This is a genomic window from Trinickia diaoshuihuensis (genome assembly GCF_003390925.1).
In the GTDB taxonomy this organism is placed as follows: domain Bacteria; phylum Pseudomonadota; class Gammaproteobacteria; order Burkholderiales; family Burkholderiaceae; genus Trinickia; species Trinickia diaoshuihuensis.
In genome coordinates, this window is the sequence record NZ_QUBS01000083.1 from 58,716 (window position 1) to 77,902 (window position 19,187).

Consider the following 19,187-nt stretch of genomic DNA (forward strand, 5'->3'; position numbering starts at 1 on the left):
ACGCCACTCGACTATTCGTTTTTCGAAAAGCCATGGCACTCTCTTCCGCATCGAATTCCGCTTCTCCGCTTTCCACTTTGCGCAGCGACGTCTTCGCCGGCATCGTCGTATTTCTCGTTGCATTGCCGCTGTGCCTCGGTATCGCCACGGCATCGGGCGTACCGCCGTTTGCCGGTCTCGTGTCCGGCATCGTCGGCGGTTTGATCGTCGCCTTGTTGAGCGGCTCTCATTTGAGCGTGAGCGGGCCCGCCGCGGGGCTCGTCGTCATCGTCGTCTCGGCGATCGCGTCGCTCGGCAGCTTTTCCGCGTTTCTGGCCGCGGTACTGATCGCCGGCGCGCTGCAAATCGGCTTCGGCTTGTTGCGTGCCGGGCGCATCGCGAGCTACGTGCCGGCGGCCGTGATCAAGGGGATGCTCGCATCGATCGGCATCATATTGATCCTCAAGCAAATACCGCTCGGCGCCGGCTTGATCGGCGAGGCCGAGTCGGGCATCGCACATCGCGCGGCGGTTTCCACGCCGCTTGGCGACCTGCTTCCGGCCGCGCTCGTGTTGTGCGTGGTTTCCGTTGCGATGTTGTTCGCATGGGAAACGCCGCAAGCGAAACGCTATGCGTTCGTGCGCGCGGTGCCGGGTCCGCTCGCTGTCGTTGCGCTCGGCATCGGCGTCACAGTGTTGCTCGAGCGTTTCGCGCCGTCGCTCGCGGTGCCCGTCGAGCATCGCGTCTCGCTCGCCGCGCTCGAATCGCCCGCGGCGCTGCTCAATTCGATCTCGATGCCCGATCTGTCGCAGTTGGTCAGTCCCGATGTCTGGCGTGTGGCGATGACGCTCGCGATCGTCGCGAGTCTCGAAACGCTGCTGAGCTTGGAGGCGCTCGAGCGAATCGATCCGAAGCGCCGGCGCGTATCGCCCGATCGCGAATTGAAGGCGCAAGGCGTGGGCAACATGGTCGCCGCGTTGTTCGGCGGGTTGCCGTTGACCGCCGTCATCGTGCGCAGTTCGGCGAACGTCCATGCCGGCGCGCAGACTCGCCTGTCGGCCGTCGTTCATGGCGTATTACTGCTCGCGAGCGTGTTCGTGCTGACCTCGGTGCTCAATCTGATTCCGCTCGCGAGCCTCGCGGCCATTTTGATTCAGACGGGCTACAAGCTCGCCAAACCGCGGTTGTTTATCGACATGGCCCGCGAAGGGGCTGGGCGATGCGTGCCGTTTGCCGCGACGATCATCGGCGTGCTGGCCACCGATCTACTGATCGGCATTGGCATCGGTATCGTCACGAGCGCTTTGTTTGCCATGCAGGCGAGCCTTTCGCGCACGTTCGTGCTGACGCGCCATGACGATTACTATTTGCTGTCCGTGCGCAAGGATGCGACGTTCTTCGCCAAGCCGATGCTCGCCCGCTGTCTCGCGCAAATCCCCGAGCGAGCGACGGTGCTGATCGACGCCGAGCGCGCCGATTTCATCGACACGGACATTCGTGACGCGATCGATGCGTTCGTGCGCGACGCACCTCATCGGCAAGTGACCGTGGAGCGATTGCGCTGGCCGGGGCTGCACCATCCGGCATTGCCGATGCCGTTTGCCGCGAAGTAAAGGCCGGTTTTATCGAGGGGCGGGCGCTCGCCCGGTCGCTTGCGTCCGCCCGTCGCCCGCAACCAGCTATCATGTGCGCAATTCAAACTCATGAGCCAATGCGCCTGGTCGGCTGGAGAACTCTATGGCTTCCCCACAAGATAGCGTCAGCATGGCGCTGTTCTGCGACTTCGAGAACGTCGCGCTCGGCGTGCGCGATGCGAAGTTCGAGAAATTCGACATCAAGCCCGTGCTCGAACGGCTGCTGCTCAAAGGAAGCATCGTCGTTAAAAAAGCCTATTGCGACTGGGATCGCTACAAGGGCTTCAAGGCGTCGATGCACGAGGCCAGTTTCGAGCTCATCGAAATCCCGCACGTGCGGCAATCGGGCAAGAACTCGGCCGATATCCGGCTCGTCGTCGATGCGCTCGATCTTTGCTATACGAAGTCGCACGTCGATACGTTCGTGATCATCAGCGGCGATTCGGATTTCTCGCCGCTCGTGTCGAAGCTGCGCGAAAACGCGAAAAAAGTGATCGGCGTCGGCGTGAAGAATTCGACGTCGGATCTATTGGTCGCCAACTGCGACGAATTCATCTTTTACGACGACCTCGTGCGGGAGCAGCAGCGTGCGAGCGCCAAGCGCGAAGCGCGCGAGGCAAGCATCGCGGCCAAGCGCGCGGCCGACGAAGACAAACAGCCGAAGGCGGAAATGGAGTCGCGCAAGGCGAAAGCGATCGCGATCGCCGTCGAAACCTTCGACGCACTCGTCTCCGAGCGCGGCGAGAGCGGCAAGATCTGGGCGTCGGTGCTCAAAAGCGCCATCAAGCGGCGCAAGCCCGATTTCAGCGAGTCCTATTACGGCTTCCGCGCATTCGGCAATCTGCTCGACGAAGCACAAGCACGCGGCTTGCTGGAAGTCGGCCGCGACGATAAGTCCGGGGCGTTCGTGTATCGGCCGAGTCAAACGTCCGCGACCGACATGCCGAGGCACCCGGGTGAGCAGCAAGCCGTGCCCGAAAACGGCGCGACGCCGGAAGCAAACGGCCATAAGGGCCGGAAGAAGGGCAAGGGCGAGCGCAAACAAACGCGCGAACCGGGTCCGGCGGCAGTCGCCGCCGCGGCCGAGCCGGAGGCGGCGCTTGACGCCGCACCGGAAGCTCAATTTGAACCTATCGTGACGGCTGAAGCGCCGGTGCCCGCACCGGCGAACGAGGCAATGCCGAGCGAGGCTGCGGCGGAGCCCGCGCAGAAGCCGCGCCGCGCGAGAAAGCCCGCTGCGAAGAAGACCCGGACCAACGGCGCGCGCGCGGTGCAAGCGGAAACTCAGGCCGGAGAGTCCGCGCCCGCGCCCTCCGATCAAACCAAACCGGCGAAGGCGCCGCGAAAGTCCGCGTCGCGGACGAGTCGCACGCGCAAGGCGCCGATCGAAAGCAACGACGAACAATGAGTCGATTGACCCGGGGTCATGACTCACCAGGAGAATGAAAGTGTTGACTTGTAGGAATCAAAGCTGTCAGGCGCAGTGGGACCTGGCCGACGTCGTCATCAAAAACGAAGGCCAGGGGTTGCTGTTCCGCTGCCCCATGTGCGGCGCGCGCAACTACGTCGAGAAATTCGAGGCCGATGACGGGACCGTCGTCTACGAACAAATTGAGGGAAAACCCTTTATCTGACGGCATCCATCCTGCAAATACCGGCTTGGCGCGTGCTTGGCGTAATTGTGTGACCGCGCGCCGCAGCCTTCTTTTGCGGTTTTCGCGTCAACCGAATCGGCACATCCCGCGTTGTAAGAGACCACAAGTTGCGATATCGATCGCCCGGCGCGGTCCCACGATTCTGGCCTGACAAATAATCGGCGCGTCGACGCCGCCGCCACGAACGCCCCGTTGCCGCCGAGAACGATCGATTTACAGAAAATGCAAGACCTCCCTAACGGAGACCGTACCTCGAGAGTCGTCGCCGCGTTTTACGCGAAAGCGCGCGGCATCAACCATCGGCGTCTCGTTTCGCCCGCGGTTGCGCTCGTCATTTGCATTTTGCTGTTGCTCGCGCTGCAGAAAATCTCGCAGAGCATCGACTACCACTCGGTCAGCCGGCAACTGTTCCACATGCCCGCCGGCAAATGGGCCGCCGCACTCGCCGCCACCGCATTGAGCTTCGTCGCCCTCGTCGCGCGCGACGAGATCGGCTTGCGTCACGTCGATGCGAAGGTGCCGCGTTCGCTGCTATGGATCGGGGCGACGGCGGCCTCCGCGCTCGGCAATATCGCCGGCTTCGGCGCGCTGACGGGCGGTGCCGTGCGCTGCCGCGTCTATGGCGCCGCCGGTGTCACGTCGTCGCAAGTCGGCCGCTTGACGTTGCTGACGAGCGGCTCGCTCGTGCTGGCCACGCTGTTGATCAGCGCGCTAGGCGCGCTATTGGATACGGGCCCGCTTTCGGCGATGACCCATCTTGCGCCGCGCGCCTTGACCGTCGTCAGCGTGATCGTGCTCGCGCTCCTCGCCTTGGCCGTCGTGTGCTGCGGGGCGAAGACGAAACGGATCCCTACCCGCTGGTCGGGTATCACGCTCGATATCCCGTCGCGCGCGAGCCTCGTTTCTCAGATCATCTTCGGTGTCGTCGACGTCGTCGGCGCGGGCGCGGCTTTGTGGGTGTTTCTGCCCGGCATGCACGCCGCCGGTTTCGTGAGCTTTATCGCCGTCTACTCTGCATCCTTGCTGCTCGGTATCGTCGGCCATACGCCGGGCGGCGTCGGCGTATTCGAATCCGTCATGGTGTTCGCGCTGCGCGGCGATATCGCCACGCCGGCGCTGTTAGCCGCGCTGCTGGCTTATCGCGCGGTCTATTTCGGCTTGCCGCTCGTGTTGTCGGCGGCCGTGCTGATCGGCTACGAAGCGAGGGCGTTGCGCAAGCATTTGCCCCTGCGCAGCATGGGGCGCATCGCGCCGCTGTTTCTTTGCTTGATCACGTTCGTCGTCGGCTCGATGCTGGTCATGTCGAGCGCCACGCCGGCATTGGCCCATCGCCTCGCCGTCCTGCGCGAACTCGTGCCGCTTTGGGCGCTCGAAGGTTCGCAATTGGTCAGCGGCGTATTCGGCGTGCTGTTGCTGTTCGTCTCGCGCGGGCTGCTGCGCAGGCTCGATGCCGCGTGGTGGCTGAGCGTCGTGCTGACCGCCGTTAGCCTCGTGTTGTCGGTCATCAAGGGATTGGCGTTCGTGGAAGCCGGCGTGCTCGCCACGTTGCTGCTTCTGCTGCTGTGCACGCACGGCAGCTTCAACCGGCGCGCGGCGTTGTTCGCTGAACCGTTCACGCCGGGCTGGCTGATCTCCGTGGCCATCGTGCTGATCTGCTCGGCATGGGTGATGTTTTTCGCGTATCGCAACATCCCGTACCGGGCCGATCTTTGGTGGGACTTCGAGTTTCATGCGCGCGCCTCGCGCTCGCTGCGCGCGATGCTCGCCTCCAGCCTCTTCGCGGCAGCCTTCGCCGTATGGCAGCTCTTGCGTCCGGCGGCCGGACGCTTCGTCCATCCTAGCGCCGAAGATTTGACGGACGCGATCAGGATCATTCGCTCGCAAGAGCGTAGCGATGCCGGGCTGGCCATGATGGGCGACAAGAGCTTCCTGTTCTCCGATTCGCGCGAAGCGTTCCTCATGTTCGCGAAGCACGGCCGCACGTGGGCCGCATTGCACGATCCCGTCGGCCCGCGGGAGGAATGGGCCGAGTTGATTCGCAAGTTCGTCATGCTCGCGCATAAGCATGGGGGACGCGCCGCGTTTTATCAGGTGCGGGCCGACTCGCTGCCGTTGTATCTGGATTCGGGACTGACGTTGATGAAACTCGGCGAGGAGGCGCGGCTCGCGCTCGATCAATTCGATCTAAACGGACCCAAGCGCGCCGCGCTGCGTTACTCCATGCGCCGCGCCGAGCGCGACGGCTGCACGGTGGAGGTCATCGACGCGGCAGCCATGCCCGAGCACATCGAGATCTTGCGCCGCATCTCGGACAGTTGGCTCGACAGCCGGTCGGCGCGCGAAAAGAGCTTCTCGGTGGCCGCTTTCAGCGACGCCTATCTCGCGGCCCAATCGGTCATGCTCGTTCGGCAAAACGGCGAGCCCGTCGCGTTCACGACGTATATGACGACCGACCTGAATGTCGAGGCGACTGTGGGCGTCATGCGCCATGTGGCCGATGCCTCGCCGTTCGTGATGGATTACTTGTTCGTGCAACTCGCGATGCATTTGAAGCGCGAGGGCTATCGCCATTTGAGTCTCGGGGTGGCGCCGTTCTCCGGCGTGCGGCCGATGCCTTTGGGCTCGCCGCTTCACCAGCTCGGCTCGCTCGTGTGGCGTTTCGGCGGCCGCTTCTATAACTTCCAAGGCCTGCGCGCATTCAAGGGCAAGTTCCAGCCGCGCTGGGAACCGCGTTATCTCGCGGTATCGGGCTGGGCGGGCGCGGTGCTGACGCTGCTCGATCTTTCGATTTTGGCGGGGGGCCGCCGTTCATGACACTTCACGCAGTACGGAACAGACTGATATCGCTTGCGTTGCTGGCGAGCGCCGCCTGCGTTTGCACCGGTGCGCAAGCGGCTACATCGCATATTTCGGGCGGGCGTTACGGCGATGTCACCGTCGATTGGCCGCAGGGCGAGATGCGAGGTTTCGTCGTGTTGTTCTCGGCGGGCAAGGGCTGGACCGCGGCCGATGCGCAAGCGGCGCACGCACTGGCCGAGCAAGGCGCGTTGACGGTAGGCGTGGATACGGGACGGTATGCGGCCAATCTCGCGGCAAGCGGGAAGGCTTGCCGGCATTTGGACGGCGATGCCGAAGCAGTCAGTCATCAACTCGAACGTCAGTTGAAGTCGAACCGGTACTTCGCTCCGATCATGGCCGGGACGGGGCAAGGCGCGACCCTTGCGTTGCACGTGCTCGCACAGGCGCCGGCGAATACGATCGCGGGGGCGGCGGCCATCGATGCCGACGCGACGCTCGATCAGGATTTCGCGCAATGTCCGCCCGACCCGACGATTAGCCGCGGCAGCGCATTGCCGGGGTTCGTCGAGGTAGGGGTGACCAAGCAAGGCGCGGTGGCGGCAATGCAATCGGCCGAGCGCTCGGCCGTCAAGGAAGGCGCCGATTCGCCGGGATTCAATTTCGGTAAGGATGCGGACCGGTTGGCCGCTCCCCTGCTGGCCAAATCGCCGCGCATGTTCGCGGCCGGGACGACGAGCGTGGATCGATTCGTCGCCTTGATCAAACCGCATCTGCAAGCCGACACGGGAGGCGAGCAAGACGTCTCCGACTTGCCGCTCGTCGAATTGCCCGCGGCGCATCCGCGCGCGATGCTGGCGATCGTCATGTCGGGCGACGGCGGCTGGCGCGATCTCGACAAGACGATCGGCGAACAATTGCAAAAGGACGGCGTGTCGGTCGTGGGTTGGGATAGCTTGCGTTACTTCTGGAGCGAGAAGAGCCCCGAGCAGGTCAGCCGCGATTTGGCCCGCGTTCTGCGCGCCTACGGCGCACGCTGGCATGCCACGTCGTTCGCGCTGATCGGTTACTCGTTCGGCGCGGACGTGATGCCGTTCGCCTACAACTTGCTGCCTGTCGCGTTGCGCGACCAAGTGTCGATCGTCTCGCTGCTCGGGTTTGCGCCCGCCGCGGATTTCCAAGTGCGCGTCACCGGCTGGCTCGGCATGCCGCCGAGCGATAAAGCCTTGCAGGCGAAGCCGGCGGTGGATCGCCTGCCCGCGGGACTGGTGCAGTGCTTCTACGGCGAGAACGAAACCGATACCTTGTGTCCCGCATTGACGGCGACGCAGGAAGTGATTCGCACGGCGGGCGGACACCATTTCGACCACGGTTACGACGTGTTGGAGCGACGTATCTTGTCAGGTTGGGAGAAGCGCCTGCACGCCCAGGGCGGCGCGCACGCCGCGCAATAAGTCCGATAGGCTGAAAAGCCGCCACATCGAACGGAGCCGCAATCCGTTCCTTCGCGCTTATGCCGAGACGTGCGCCGCCGTCTCGGTAGAGCGTCCTTCCTCCTCGCGCAACTGACGGCTCATCTCGTCGCAGCTTGCGGACCAGGCCGTCAACCACGATGGCATCTCAGGCGATGCCTGCTCGATCCCCAACTCTCGGGCGAGTTCATGGGGCGGCACGGTGCCCGTCGGCGACCTAAACAACCCCCGCATCACGACGACCCCGACGACACGGCCCTTGCGCACGAAGCGATGCTCGACGAATGTCCATTTGGCGTCCCAGCCCAGCATCCGTGTATGAATCTCGAACGATTCGAACAACTTGAGCTCGCGCCGAAATTTGCCCCATGTGTCGCCGACGACCGGAACGGCGCGATGACGCCATGCGATGCGGAACGCGCCGGTACGTAGGACGTAATGCATGCGGCCGACATCGGCGAGCGTGAAGTAGCGCCCGTTCGTCACATGGCGGTTCATGTCGAGATCGAGCGGCCATACGCGCATCCGAATACGAGTGGTCTCGAATGGATGTGCGCGCTTGCGCCAAGGGCGGCGCAGCAGCGTAAAGAAGAGACGAAACCAGAGATTCATGAGATCGGGGCGGGTGTCGATGACGAAGACTCTATCGAACGCCGCGATGATCCGGTAGATGCGGAACTGACATATTTCATGCGAAATATGCAAAACGATTCGCCGTGCGCCTGTTCCCGCGCGGCCATCGCTTGACGCGCATAGGCGTGTGCCGTTCCAAGAAAAATTAGAGGGCAAAACTTAATGCCGATTTTGACGACGCGCGACTTTCGACCTAAAACGTAGTCCTCATCCGCGGCGGCTCACAAGGACTCGGCGTGAAAACAACGAAAGCGCTTTGGCGGCGAGCGGTGCTGCTCGCGGTGGTTGCCATCGCCGTGGCAGTGTGGCGTTACGAACGGCTGTCGCTGGCCGAGGCGGATCCGTCCGCTCGAGTACGAGAGACGCCGATCGCGCCGTCCTCCGCGCCGGCGCAGGCAAAGGCGTCGCCTAGCGATGCGCCCGCGATGGGGCCGGCCGAACGAGCCCTCGACCTTGCGGCCTTGCGTCGGGCGTTAGCGGAGCGCCCCGATGCGCAAGCACAACTGCAACGCATCGTCGCGTTTGCGCGCTTTCGCGATTTAGTCACCGCCTACGGCACTGGCAAACAAAGCATGAATGCCGCCGAGCGGGCGCGACTGGCGCGGCAAATCATCGCCGAATTGCCCGAGCACGTTGCCCGCAACGAGGTGTTGCCGGTACAAGCGCAGGCCATGACCGCGGCGTTGCTCATCGACGCCGACCCCGACCCGGTTACGCGCAGCGCCGAGCTGGAAGCCTCGCGGCGCCAGTGGGACGCCTATGCGCGTCAGGCCGTCGGGCCATCGCCCGCGCAGGACCCGCGGTATTTAGCCTACGCGCAGCAAAGCCAAGCGATCTTCCGCGAGGTTCAATCTACCGTGCCCGACCCTCGGCAACGACAAGCCGTTATCGCCCAGCGTTTGCAAGCCCTGCGCGTGCGGTTGTTCGACGGCGCACCTTCACCCGAGAAGCATTGAAGTGACGGCGCACGCAACCCGCGCGCGCCGATATTGCCTCGTGCAATCGAAATGGGAGGGAAGATGTTCGCATCGAAATGGCTCAAAGGCCTGTGCTTGGGCGGCGTGCTGACGTGCGCCACGTTGAACGCGCAAGCGTCCGATACAGTGTTGCCGGACCCGTCGATTCCGTTTTATTCGTGGTACGAAGTGGTGCTGCCGGAAAGCAGCGGCGCGTCGTGCGGCAACGGTACGCCGATGCGGTTCTATATCAACCGTGCGCAATCGAACGACATGCTTTACATGATGCAGCCCGGCGGTGCATGTTGGGACTATGCGACCTGCACTGAGACGGCGACGAGCGGCCCCGAGGCGGGCCTCGGCGCCTTCAATCCCGATGGCATTCCGCAGAACTACATGAACGGCACGGCAAGCGAGACCTTGATGTCGTCGTTGCTCTCGCCGCTGATGGTCCGGATGGATCTTGCGCATATTCTGATCGGCGAGCCTCGCGTCGAGACGCAGGATTGGACGCAAGTTTTCGTGCCGTATTGCACGGGCGATATTCACATGGGCAGCGCGGTGCGCAGCTACGCCTCGCCGGCGGGCGATGCGCGTATCCAGCACTACAACGGCCTGAAAAACGTGCAGGCCGTCGCGCAATGGCTCGTCGTTCATGGTTTCGCCCAGCCGAATCGATTGCTCGTATACGGGACGAGCGCGGGAGGATACGGTGCGCTGGCCAACTACGCGACGCTGCGTAACACGTTGCAGCCCCAGGCGCATAGCTCGATGCTCGACGACGCGGGCACCGTGTTCAACACGCCGTTCGGCGCCGACGCTTCCGCGCACCCGTCCGTAGGGCTATACGACAAAGTGCGCACGGAATGGGACATGGATGGACCCGACGGCATGATCACGATCAACAGCCGGCTTTCGCCTTACTTCGACCGGGGCAACATGGGCAGTGCTTATGCCGCGTTGGCGAAGACCTTTCCTCACGATCGATTCGGCTACACGACCTATCAACGCGACGCGGTCATCGCCGCTTATCACTATCGAAATTTCGTTCCAGCGGTGATCGCGGCGCCGGACGATGCGAGCAAGGACGCGCTGTCACTCGCCCTGTTCGGCGACGAATTGAATCTTCTGAGGCAAACGATCAATCCGCTGCCGAATTTCGGCTACTACATGCCGTGGGCGAGAGGCGATTTCATGCATAACCACCAAGTCACAGCCGTCAGTTTCACCGGGTCCGGCATTCATGAGAACGGCGTCGATGCCGATGTCGGCAACTTCGTCGCCGATTTGCTCAATCAGCAAGACCCGGCCGTCGTGCCCGTCATGAAGGCGTTTCGCACTCAGCAATGGTCGGATTTCACGTTGTCGAGCTTTCTTGCTTGGGTGGACAGCATACTCAATCTGACCGGCGAGGCAGGGCCGATTTCGGGGCATCGGGCCTGAGGCTGTAGCCGCTAAGCGAAACTGGTAAGCTGATTGCGGAAGACACCCGCTACATGCGAAAACCGCAAACGGCCGAACCATGCACGTTACGTTACTGCTTGCCGACCATTGCTCGGCAACGAGCGCCACTATGGGGCTCGAGTTGCTTCATGCCGCGAATATTTTTGCCGCCGGAGACAGGCCGTTGTTCGACGTGAACACGGCCTCGCTCGATGGCGCTGAAGTGCCGACGTTCGGCGGGCAACGCTTGCAGCCCGATGCCGCGCTCGCCGATATCCCCCGCACCGACCTCGTTTTGATTCCGGGCTTCATGTTCACGCTGTGTGACGCATTGCCCGGTTTCGCTCGCCACGGCAAGTGGCTGCGACGCCAACATGCGCGCGGCGCAGTGATGGCGTCGATGTGTACGGGCAGCTTCCTGCTGGCGGAATCGGGCCTGCTCGGCGGCCTACGCGCGACCACGCATTGGGCGTTCGCGGATTTCTTCGAACGGCGATATCCCGACGTCCGGCTGGATGCCAAGCAAATTCTTTGCGAAGACGATGGCGTCATCACGAGCGGCGGCGCGAGCGCCGCGATGGACTTGATGCTGTATCTGGTGCGGCGCTTCGCCTCGCTCGAGCTCGCGCAGCTATGCAGCCGGTATATGTTGATCGATAGCGTGCGGAGCGACCAAAGTCCCTACGTAATGTGGTCGATGCCGAAGAGCCATGGCGATGCTCGGGTGCTGCGCGTACAAGACTGGTTCGACGTCCATTACGGAGAACCGATGCTGATCGACGATGTCGCGCAACGGTTCGGGTTCGGCGTGCGCAACTTCAAGCGGCGCTTTAAGGATTCGACGGGTTATGGGCCGTTGGCCTACTTGCAGACGCTGCGCTTGGAAAAGGCGAAGCACTTGCTCGAATCGACGCGCATGAGTTTCGACGCCATCACGCAGCAAGTCGGCTACGAAGACAGCAACTCGTTTCGGAGATTGTTTCAGCAGCGGGTCGGAGTGCCGCCCGCCGCCTATCGCAAGAAATTCCAAGCCGGAAAAACAGCGGCGGTTTAGAGGGCCATCCCGCCCGATACCTCGATACGTTGCGCGTTGACCCATCGATTGTCTTCGGCCAGCAGCGCGGCGATCATGGGACCAATATCATCGGGTACGCCTGCGCGGCCCAGCGCGGTCGCGCCGGCGACCATGCGGTTGACCTCGGGATTGTCGCGCACCATGCCGCCGCTGAAGTCGGTTTCGACCGCGCCGGGTGCAACGGTGTTGACGGCTATGCGACGCGGACCGAGTTCTTTCGCAAGGTAGCGCGTGAGCACTTCGACGGCGCCTTTCATCGATGCATAGGATGCGCTGCCAGGGAACGCGACGCGTGTGAGCCCGGAGGAGATGTTGACGATACGGCCGCCGTCGTTGATGAGCGGCAGCAGCTTTTGCGTGAGAAAGAAGACGCCTTTGAAGTGGACGTTGTATAGATCGTCGAAGTCCTGTTCGGTCGTTTCCTCGATCGGAGCATGATGCGAAATGCCCGCGTTGTTGACGAGATAGTCGAAGCGCTCGACACCCCACTGCGACAGCGAACGGCGCACTTGTTCAACGAACGCATCGAACGTGGCGTTCTTGCCGGTATCGAGTGCAATGGCGAGGGCGCGTTGGCCGGCTTGCTCGACTTGCCGTACCACGGCCTGCGCTTCGGCTCGATTCACACGATAGGTCAAGATCGAATCGACGCCGCGGGCCGCGAGATGAAGGACGGTATTGCGTCCCAGCCCGCGGCTGCCTCCCGTCACGATAGCGATTTTATTCGCCTTGCTTGCTACGGATCCCACAGTCATGTTTGCGCTCCAAGTTAGGCTCGATGTGAGCTAGCTTAGGGGCGCGCAGGAGCGAACTGAATGCCGGATTCAGGCGCGTTCTTGCCTAATCGTGCTCGGCGGCCGGCGCTACCGATGCGCCGGCGATTGCATGCCTGCGCAGCGCCTCGGCGACGAAGCCCGACGCCTTCATCTCTTCGACGAAGGCCTGCAAGACACCGGCCGCCGCGCTGCCACGGCGCTTGGGCGTGCCCATGGCCTGCCGGATGACCATGAATCGCTCGTCGAGCAATCTGAGCCCAGGCGTTATTCGCGCATCGGCTTCCAATTGCTGCTTGACCCCTGCGGCGACTTCGAGATTTTGTTCGAGGAACATGGAGACGACTGCCGGTGACGACGGCGCGCGGACGATCCGCGCCGCCTTCAGTTCGCGCGAGAGATACAGATCGTAGGCGCTGCCTTTGCCGACGACGACGCGGTTGTGGGCTTGATCGACGTCGCCGTTGGTGCGGATCGGTGCATCGTCTCTCACGAGATAAAAGCCCTCGATCAATACATAGGGCGCGGTGAATTCGATTTTTTCACCGCGTAGCGGATCGATCGCAAAAAAGCCGATATCGGCGCGTTCGTCGCTCACGGCTTCGACGGACTTGCCGGCCGTGTCGAAGACGACCAATTCCAACTCGACGCCGAGCCGCTTCGCGAACCCTCGGGCGAGCTCGATGGAGACGCCGCCGGGCTCGCCGGTTGCCGGATCCTTGTTGGCGAGGATCGGATTGCCGAGGTTGATCGAGGCGCGCAGCTTGCCGGTGGGTGCAAAGGCGCTGACGATGGACGGGTCGATGGTCATGAGCGTTCCGGGCTTAGGTGGGTATATGAGTCGATCCCGCGGCCGATACGGTGCTTTCTCGCGCACGCATGCGCTTGCGCATCCAGATCGTCCACAACATCATCGCGCCGTAAATGGCGTAGCTGATGATCGGCAATACCGCCAGCGATCGCTCGACCGGCCAGTGCCATGCGAGCCAACAGCGCACGAGCATCTCGCCGGTCAGCGCGGCGCCCCACGCGGCGGTCATCATACGCAGATTCGCACGAAGGCTCGGCCGCTCCTTCCAGAGCGCGTCGAAGCGGCTAGCGCCGTCCGCTTGCTGACGCGCGACCGTTGCTCTCCCAAGGTAGTAAACGAGCGGCCGCTCGCGTAGCAGCGACAGAAGAAACGCGACGCCGATCAAACCCGAGGCGAGCGATTCGCGCACGAGCAAGATCCGCGGGCTGCCGCCGATCGCCATCAGCGCGATCGATAGGCCGATGCCGGCCAATACGATGACGCTGAGCGCGTCGACGCGGCGCACCTTGGCGAACTCGACAGCGCTCCATGCCAACGGCGGGACCGCCGAGGCGTAAAGCGCGCCTAGAGACCCAAGCGAAGGCAGCGCCAGGCGATAGACGAGCCAGGGCAAGAATAGGTTGACTACAAGCTCGAGGACAACGCCGGCCTTTATTTTCATATTCAGTGGGTCTCCGTTTGGACGACGACTGTACGGCGATTAAGAAGTATACGCAGTAACATAGCGGTTCGGGTCAGTATGGGGGTCACATGACGCGTACGTTAGTGGAAAGCGTCAAACGCTATACCGAGGGCCAAGGAGGGCAAAGCCCATTCGTCACACCGATCGACGGTGTGACGATTCTGCGCTCCGATCATGAAAAGCATCCGTCTCACCTCGTCATGAAGCCGGCGCTGTGCGTCGTTGTCCAAGGCGAGAAGTGGACGACATTCGGCGACAAACGATACGACTATCGAGCGGGACAAGCGCTGGTGGTCAGCGTTGAATTGCCGGCGATGAGCCGGATTGTCCAAGCGAGCCCCGACGAACCTTATCTGTGTGTCGTCATCGAGTTCAACCTCGGCGTGATGCGCGAGGTGATGGAGCAACTCGATCGCCCTCCCACGCCCGAAGGGGAACTCGGGCATGGTGTGTTCGTCACCGACTTCGACGGTCCACTGGCCGATTGCGTATTGCGCACGATGCGATTGCTCGATACGCCGCACGCGATACCCGTGATCGCGCCGATGATCATGCGGGAAATCTGCTACTGGCTGTTGGCCGGGCCGCACGGTGGCGAAGTGGCCAAACTCGTTCTTGCCAATGGCCACGTGGAGCGTGTCGTCAGCGCGATTCATGACTTGCGGGCGCGATACGCGGAGACGGTCCGGATCGAAGAACTCGCATCGGTCGCGCAAATGAGTTTGTCGGCATTTCATCGCCAGTTCAAAGCATTGACTTCGATGACGCCGCTTCAATATCAAAAGCAGCTTCGCTTGCTCGAGGCGCGTCATTTGATGCTGACGGGCGCCGCGAACGCCGAGGCGGCCGCGTATCGGGTGGGCTATGAAAGTCCTTCGCAATTCAGCCGCGAGTACGCACGAATGTTCGGCGCGCCGCCGCGTCGCGATATCGCCGCGTTGAGCGCCGCCTGAGTTGCGTAGCGATGTGTCACCAGTCCTTCGGTAAGGCGGCTTTGCGGCTGCGCTTCGATGTAGGCTCGACACCTATCCGCGGATCGCGTGCAAGCACGATCGAGACGATCCGTGCGACGACCGTCTCGAACTCCGGGTGAGTCTGCGATACGTAGAGCCACTTGCCGATTATCGGATGCACTTGCAGGGCAGGCATCTCTTCGATAAGCGTCGCGTGGTGTTCCTGGGAGGTGCATACGAGCATGCCGTTCCAAGGCTCTTGGCGATCGCCCGCGGTGATGCACAATCGAGCGTCGATATAGGCGGCGTCCATGCTGAACATCCGCTTGCGGACGTAGGTCGGATCGCGTTCGAATGCGTCGAGGATCCAGGATAACGAGTTGCGGATAGTAGCGGGCATCGGGGAGGGAAACCTTCGGCAGGGCGCTCATTGACTGAGTTCGAGCCGTAAGTATAGATGCCTCCCACGCATACTACGTTTTCGTCGAAAGAGCAGGCGCTGCGCACCGTTGCCGGCTGCCCGCGCGCAACGCCGTTCTCTATCGAGGCTTGGCCGCTACGCCAACAACTCCTCGGCGTGCACGTACTTATGTCCCAACGCTTTCGCGACCGCCTCGTGCGTCACCTGTCCCTCGCATACGTTCAAGCCCGCGCGCAGATGCGGATCATCGCTCATCGCGCGCTTCCATCCCTTGCCCGCCAGTGCGATCGCGTGTGCGAGCGTGGCATTCGTCAAAGCGAAGGTGGACGTGCGCGCCACAGCACCCGGCATGTTCGCGACGCAATAGTGAACGACGCCGTCCACCACGAACGTGGGCTCCGCATGCGTGGTGGGGTGGGATGTTTCGAAGCAACCGCCTTGATCGATCGCGACGTCGACGACGACCGCGCCTTTTTTCATCGTCGAGATCATGTTGCGCGTGACGAGCTTAGGCGCCGTGGCACCCGGTATCAGCACGGCGCCGATCACGGCATCGGCGCTCGCCACGCATCGCTCGAGCGAATGCGCGCTCGAAAACATCGTTGTGATGCGGTTGCCGAAAATCAGATCGAGGTGTCGCAGGCGTTCGACGTTGGTATCGAGAATCGTGACGCGGGCGCCCATGCCGACGGCCATTTGCAGCGCATTGGTTCCGACCGTGCCGCCGCCGATCACGACGACGTGCCCCGGCGCGACGCCGGGCACCCCCGCCAGCAGCAATCCCATGCCACCGGCGGGCTTTTCCAGATGCGCTGCCGCGACTTGAATCGACATGCGGCCCGCCACTTCGCTCATCGGCGCGAGCAGCGGAAGCCCGCCGCCGGGCCCGGTGATCGTCTCGTAGGCGATACAGACGGCGCCCGAGGCGATGAGATCGGTTGCTTGTTCGCGGTCGGGAGCGAGGTGCAGATAGGTATAGAGAATCTGGCCGCGCCGCAACATGGCCCGCTCGACGGCTTGCGGCTCCTTGACCTTGATGATCATGTCGGCGCGCGCGAAGATTTCTTGTGCGTCGCCGCATACCGTGGCGCCCGCGGCCACGTAAGCTTCGTCGGGAAGACCGACGGCGGCGCCGGCATCTTTTTGAACGAGGACTTGATGACCGCGACCGACAAGCTCGCGGGTGCCCGCGGGGGTTAAGCCTACGCGGTATTCCTGATTTTTGATCTCTTTGGGAACGCCCACCAGCATGATGCACCTCCTCCGTGTACGGAATCGATTGATCGTATGCTCGATCGCAGGCTCGTGACCTGGGATGACGACATACTACGCCGACAGGGCTTCACAGCGTGCAGTTCTTCTTCCGATAAAAAAGGGCGTCCTTGCTGTCTTATCCCGGAGGCGGGCGAACGCGCGCAAGCTGCGCGCGTTGCCTGTGCGTGGCGTGCTTTACAAGTAGCTGCAAACGTAGTCGAGCGTTTCGATGACGTCGATGTCGAAGCGGCTCTTGCCGGGTATCGAGAACGACTGGCCCGCGCCGTACGTCGTCCATTGATCGCTTCCTTCGAGACGGATGCGGCACTGACCGGCTTGCACTTCCATGAGTTCGGGCGCGTCGGTGCCGAAGTTCAGCGTGCCGGGCAGGATCACGCCGAGCGTCTTGCGGCTGCCGTCCGCGAACAGAACGGTGTGCGAGACGCATTTGCCGTCGAAGTAGACATTGGCCCGTTTGACTACGGAAACTTGATCGAATTGCGTTGCTGCCGTCATGGCGGACTTTCTCCTGTTAGTCGCGAGTGGATCGGTTGCGCGCGGTTCGGGCGCCGGAAACCCCGGCCGGCGAAAATACATCATCATACCGGCTGCCGCCGGCGTGGATCTCGGGGGCTTTGCTCGGTAGCCGCACCGCGTTTACGTCCGGCGGGTATGATGCCTCTGCTCTCCGGCGTAGCGCAGGACCGACCTACCGAAAATTTCCCTCGTCCCGTTCCCTTTCTCGATCGCGCTTCATGGAATCCACCCGCTCGTTTTTCGATGGACTCAATCACACGTATTTGCAGCTTCTAAAGGCCGAGGGCGAGTTGTACTGGTCCGTCTATACCGGTCTGAGCACGGAACATGATGCGCTGGCACATGCAACGCTAAAACGGAAAAAATTTGCCGGTGACGCGTCGCGTCTCGCCGGCGTGCGCGAGCATCTTGCGTATGTTTTGGCGGCCGAGCCGTCGCGCGAGAGGGACGCGTTGGCAACGGGTCTTCGAGGGTGGATTCGCGTTCTCGAGGCAAGCGCGATCGGTAACGGCCGCGCCGCGCAGATACTGAGCGAGCTGACCACGCTGGACGCAGAGCTCTTCGCCAAAAGGCAAGCGTACAAAATGAGCCATGTGAACGCAGCGGGACGGCGCGAAGAAGCATCCCCATCTGCGTTGCGTAACAACCTGGCCTCGAACGCCGACGAATCGGCGCGCAAGAGTTCGCACGAGGCGCTTCATGGCCTCGAACAATGGGTTTTATCGAACGGCTTCGTCGAGATCGTCGGCAAACGTAATGCACTCGCGCGTGAGCTTGGATATCGCAACTTCTTCGAGTATCGACTGAAGACGAACAGCGGCTTGACGCCCGAGCAATTGTTTTCAATTTTCGACGAGTTCGAGCGAAGCACGCGCGAGGCTCATCACAACGCGCTGGCGCGTTTAGTAGAAGAACAGGGCCGCGATGCGTTGTTGCCGCATAACCTCGCGTTCGCAATGCAGGGCGAGACGGCGGGCGAGATGGACGTCTATTTCCCACTCGGTAAAGCACCGGAGCGCTGGGCCGAGTCGTTCCGGCGTATGGGGGTCTCATACCGGGGCGCGCGGATCGAGATCGATCTCATGGAACGGCGGGGAAAATTCCCCACGGGCTTTTGTATCGCGCCGACGCCCGGCTATGACGACGACTTACTGGGGCCGATACCCGCGGACGTGAGGTTCACGTCGACCGCGGGCTTGGGCCAAAGCGGAGCGGGCTTGCGCGCGCTGACAGTGCTGTTCCACGAAGCCGGCCATGCCGCGCACTTCGCCAATGTGAAGATGAACTCGCCTTGCTTTTCGCAAGAATTTCCACCGAGTTCCCCCGCTCTCCTAGAGACGCAAGCAAAATTCTTCGATGCCTTCCCTACAGACCCTTGCTGGTTGAAACGCTACGCGAAAGACGCAGGCGGAAACGCGATGCCCGATGAGGCGATCCGACGACTCATGGAGGCTCGCCAAGCGTACTTGGCGTATAGCGAACGCCGCGATCTTATCCCCACATACTTCGAGTGGGCGATGTACGGCATGGACGACAGAGAGCGAACGGCGGATTCGCTACTATCGTTGGCGAAATCGGTGACCCACCGGATTCTCGGCATCCCCGGCCATACCGATTATGTGCTCGCAACGCCGCACCCGATTTATCACGACATGGCTGTCTACTACCAAGGCTACTTGATGGCGAAGATGGCCGCGGCGCAAGTTCGTGCACACTTTATGAACGCGTTCGGCTATATCGTCGATAACCCTAAAGTGGGCCCGTTGCTCGCCCAGCACTGCTGGGCGCCGGGTAATGGCGCCACGTTGGACGAGACCTTGATCGCGTTGACCGGCGAACCGCTCAACGCGTCCTATCTAGCGGCACAATGCAATCGCTCGCCACAAGCGGCCTGGGAGCAAGCGATGCACGCATTCGACGAAAGCAGCCGAGGGAACAACGACGAGCCTTCGACCGAACTCGATGCATTCATTTCGCTGGTGCATGGCGGCGAACGGATTGCCGATAGCGGCACTTCCTTGTCCGCCATGTATGCTGCATTCGAACATTGGATCGAGCATTACCCCGCGCGGTCACCTCATGCGCGCGTCGAATGAATTTAAACCGATGGTGG

At 62.3% G+C, this 19,187-nt stretch carries 17 protein-coding genes; 10 read left to right on the plus strand and 7 right to left on the minus strand.

Annotation, left to right across the window (positions count from 1 at the left end; all coding sequences use genetic code 11):
- Positions 1-32 precede the first annotated feature (32 nt).
- From DXT59_RS21590 to DXT59_RS21610, 5 genes are all read left to right on the plus strand, one after another.
- Positions 33-1,592 (plus strand): SulP family inorganic anion transporter, encoded by a 1,560-nt coding sequence (locus DXT59_RS21590; RefSeq protein WP_116138923.1) that lies wholly within the window; start codon positions 33-35, stop codon positions 1,590-1,592.
- 124 nt (positions 1,593-1,716) lie between these two features.
- Positions 1,717-3,021, plus strand: coding sequence for an NYN domain-containing protein (locus DXT59_RS21595; protein ID WP_116138925.1), 1,305 nt, complete (start codon positions 1,717-1,719; stop codon positions 3,019-3,021).
- Positions 3,022-3,061: 40 nt separating this feature from the next.
- A complete protein-coding gene (locus DXT59_RS21600) occupies positions 3,062-3,247 on the plus strand; it encodes a hypothetical protein (protein WP_116139081.1) in 186 nt (61 codons plus the stop codon).
- Between the two features lie 243 nt (positions 3,248-3,490).
- Positions 3,491-6,082 carry a bifunctional lysylphosphatidylglycerol flippase/synthetase MprF gene (gene mprF / locus DXT59_RS21605; protein ID WP_116138927.1) on the plus strand — a complete coding sequence of 864 codons (2,592 nt, stop codon included), beginning with the start codon at positions 3,491-3,493 and terminating at the stop codon, positions 6,080-6,082.
- A complete protein-coding gene (locus DXT59_RS21610) occupies positions 6,079-7,518 on the plus strand; it encodes a virulence factor family protein (protein ID WP_116138929.1) in 1,440 nt (479 codons plus the stop codon). Before mprF ends, DXT59_RS21610 begins: the two co-directional genes overlap by 4 nt.
- A gap of 57 nt (positions 7,519-7,575) precedes the next feature.
- Here the strand turns inward: DXT59_RS21610 and DXT59_RS21615 are convergent, their stop codons facing one another.
- Positions 7,576-8,241 (minus strand): thioesterase family protein, encoded by a 666-nt coding sequence (locus DXT59_RS21615; RefSeq protein WP_205417462.1) that lies wholly within the window; start codon positions 8,239-8,241, stop codon positions 7,576-7,578.
- Between the two features lie 164 nt (positions 8,242-8,405).
- Between DXT59_RS21615 and plcR the strand changes: the two genes are divergently transcribed.
- The 3 genes from plcR (at position 8,406) to DXT59_RS21630 (ending at position 11,622) form a co-directional block, all read left to right on the plus strand.
- Positions 8,406-9,125, plus strand: coding sequence for a phospholipase C accessory protein PlcR (gene plcR / locus DXT59_RS21620; RefSeq protein WP_116138931.1), 720 nt, complete (start codon positions 8,406-8,408; stop codon positions 9,123-9,125).
- A gap of 63 nt (positions 9,126-9,188) precedes the next feature.
- Positions 9,189-10,568, plus strand: coding sequence for a pectin acetylesterase-family hydrolase (locus DXT59_RS21625; protein ID WP_116138933.1), 1,380 nt, complete (start codon positions 9,189-9,191; stop codon positions 10,566-10,568).
- Between the two features lie 79 nt (positions 10,569-10,647).
- Positions 10,648-11,622, plus strand: coding sequence for a GlxA family transcriptional regulator (locus tag DXT59_RS21630; protein WP_116138935.1), 975 nt, complete (start codon positions 10,648-10,650; stop codon positions 11,620-11,622).
- On the opposite strand, the gene DXT59_RS21635 is transcribed toward DXT59_RS21630, so the two are convergent.
- The 3 genes from DXT59_RS21635 to DXT59_RS21645 form a co-directional block, all read right to left on the minus strand.
- Complete coding sequence (locus tag DXT59_RS21635; protein WP_116138937.1) at positions 11,619-12,398, minus strand: SDR family NAD(P)-dependent oxidoreductase; 780 nt, start codon at positions 12,396-12,398, stop codon at positions 11,619-11,621. The two genes, DXT59_RS21630 and DXT59_RS21635, sit on opposite strands and share 4 nt — an antisense overlap.
- An 85-nt stretch (positions 12,399-12,483) precedes the next feature.
- Positions 12,484-13,227, minus strand: a complete 744-nt coding sequence (locus DXT59_RS21640) for an ABC transporter substrate-binding protein (protein ID WP_116138939.1) — start codon at positions 13,225-13,227, stop codon at positions 12,484-12,486.
- 13 nt (positions 13,228-13,240) lie between these two features.
- The gene (locus DXT59_RS21645; RefSeq protein ID WP_116138941.1) at positions 13,241-13,888 is read right to left on the minus strand and encodes a VC0807 family protein; all 648 of its coding nucleotides are present in this window, start codon (positions 13,886-13,888) and stop codon (positions 13,241-13,243) included.
- Positions 13,889-13,977: 89 nt separating this feature from the next.
- Between DXT59_RS21645 and DXT59_RS21650 the strand changes: the two genes are divergently transcribed.
- Positions 13,978-14,862, plus strand: a complete 885-nt coding sequence (locus tag DXT59_RS21650) for an AraC family transcriptional regulator (RefSeq protein ID WP_116138943.1) — start codon at positions 13,978-13,980, stop codon at positions 14,860-14,862.
- A gap of 16 nt (positions 14,863-14,878) precedes the next feature.
- Here the strand turns inward: DXT59_RS21650 and DXT59_RS21655 are convergent, their stop codons facing one another.
- The 3 genes from DXT59_RS21655 to ppnP form a co-directional block, all read right to left on the minus strand.
- Complete coding sequence (locus DXT59_RS21655; protein ID WP_116138945.1) at positions 14,879-15,262, minus strand: hypothetical protein; 384 nt, start codon at positions 15,260-15,262, stop codon at positions 14,879-14,881.
- Positions 15,263-15,418: 156 nt separating this feature from the next.
- Positions 15,419-16,534, minus strand: a complete 1,116-nt coding sequence (gene ald, locus DXT59_RS21660) for an alanine dehydrogenase (protein ID WP_116138947.1) — start codon at positions 16,532-16,534, stop codon at positions 15,419-15,421.
- A 198-nt stretch (positions 16,535-16,732) separates the two neighbouring features.
- Positions 16,733-17,053: a pyrimidine/purine nucleoside phosphorylase gene (gene ppnP / locus DXT59_RS21665; protein WP_116138949.1), complete on the minus strand. Its 321-nt coding sequence runs from the start codon at positions 17,051-17,053 to the stop codon at positions 16,733-16,735.
- Positions 17,054-17,292: 239 nt separating this feature from the next.
- Here ppnP and DXT59_RS21670 point away from each other — a divergent pair, with 239 nt between their 5' ends.
- On the plus strand, positions 17,293-19,170 hold the full coding sequence (locus tag DXT59_RS21670) for a M3 family metallopeptidase (protein ID WP_116138951.1): 1,878 nt from the start codon (positions 17,293-17,295) through the stop codon (positions 19,168-19,170).
- Positions 19,171-19,187: the final 17 nt, after the last annotated feature.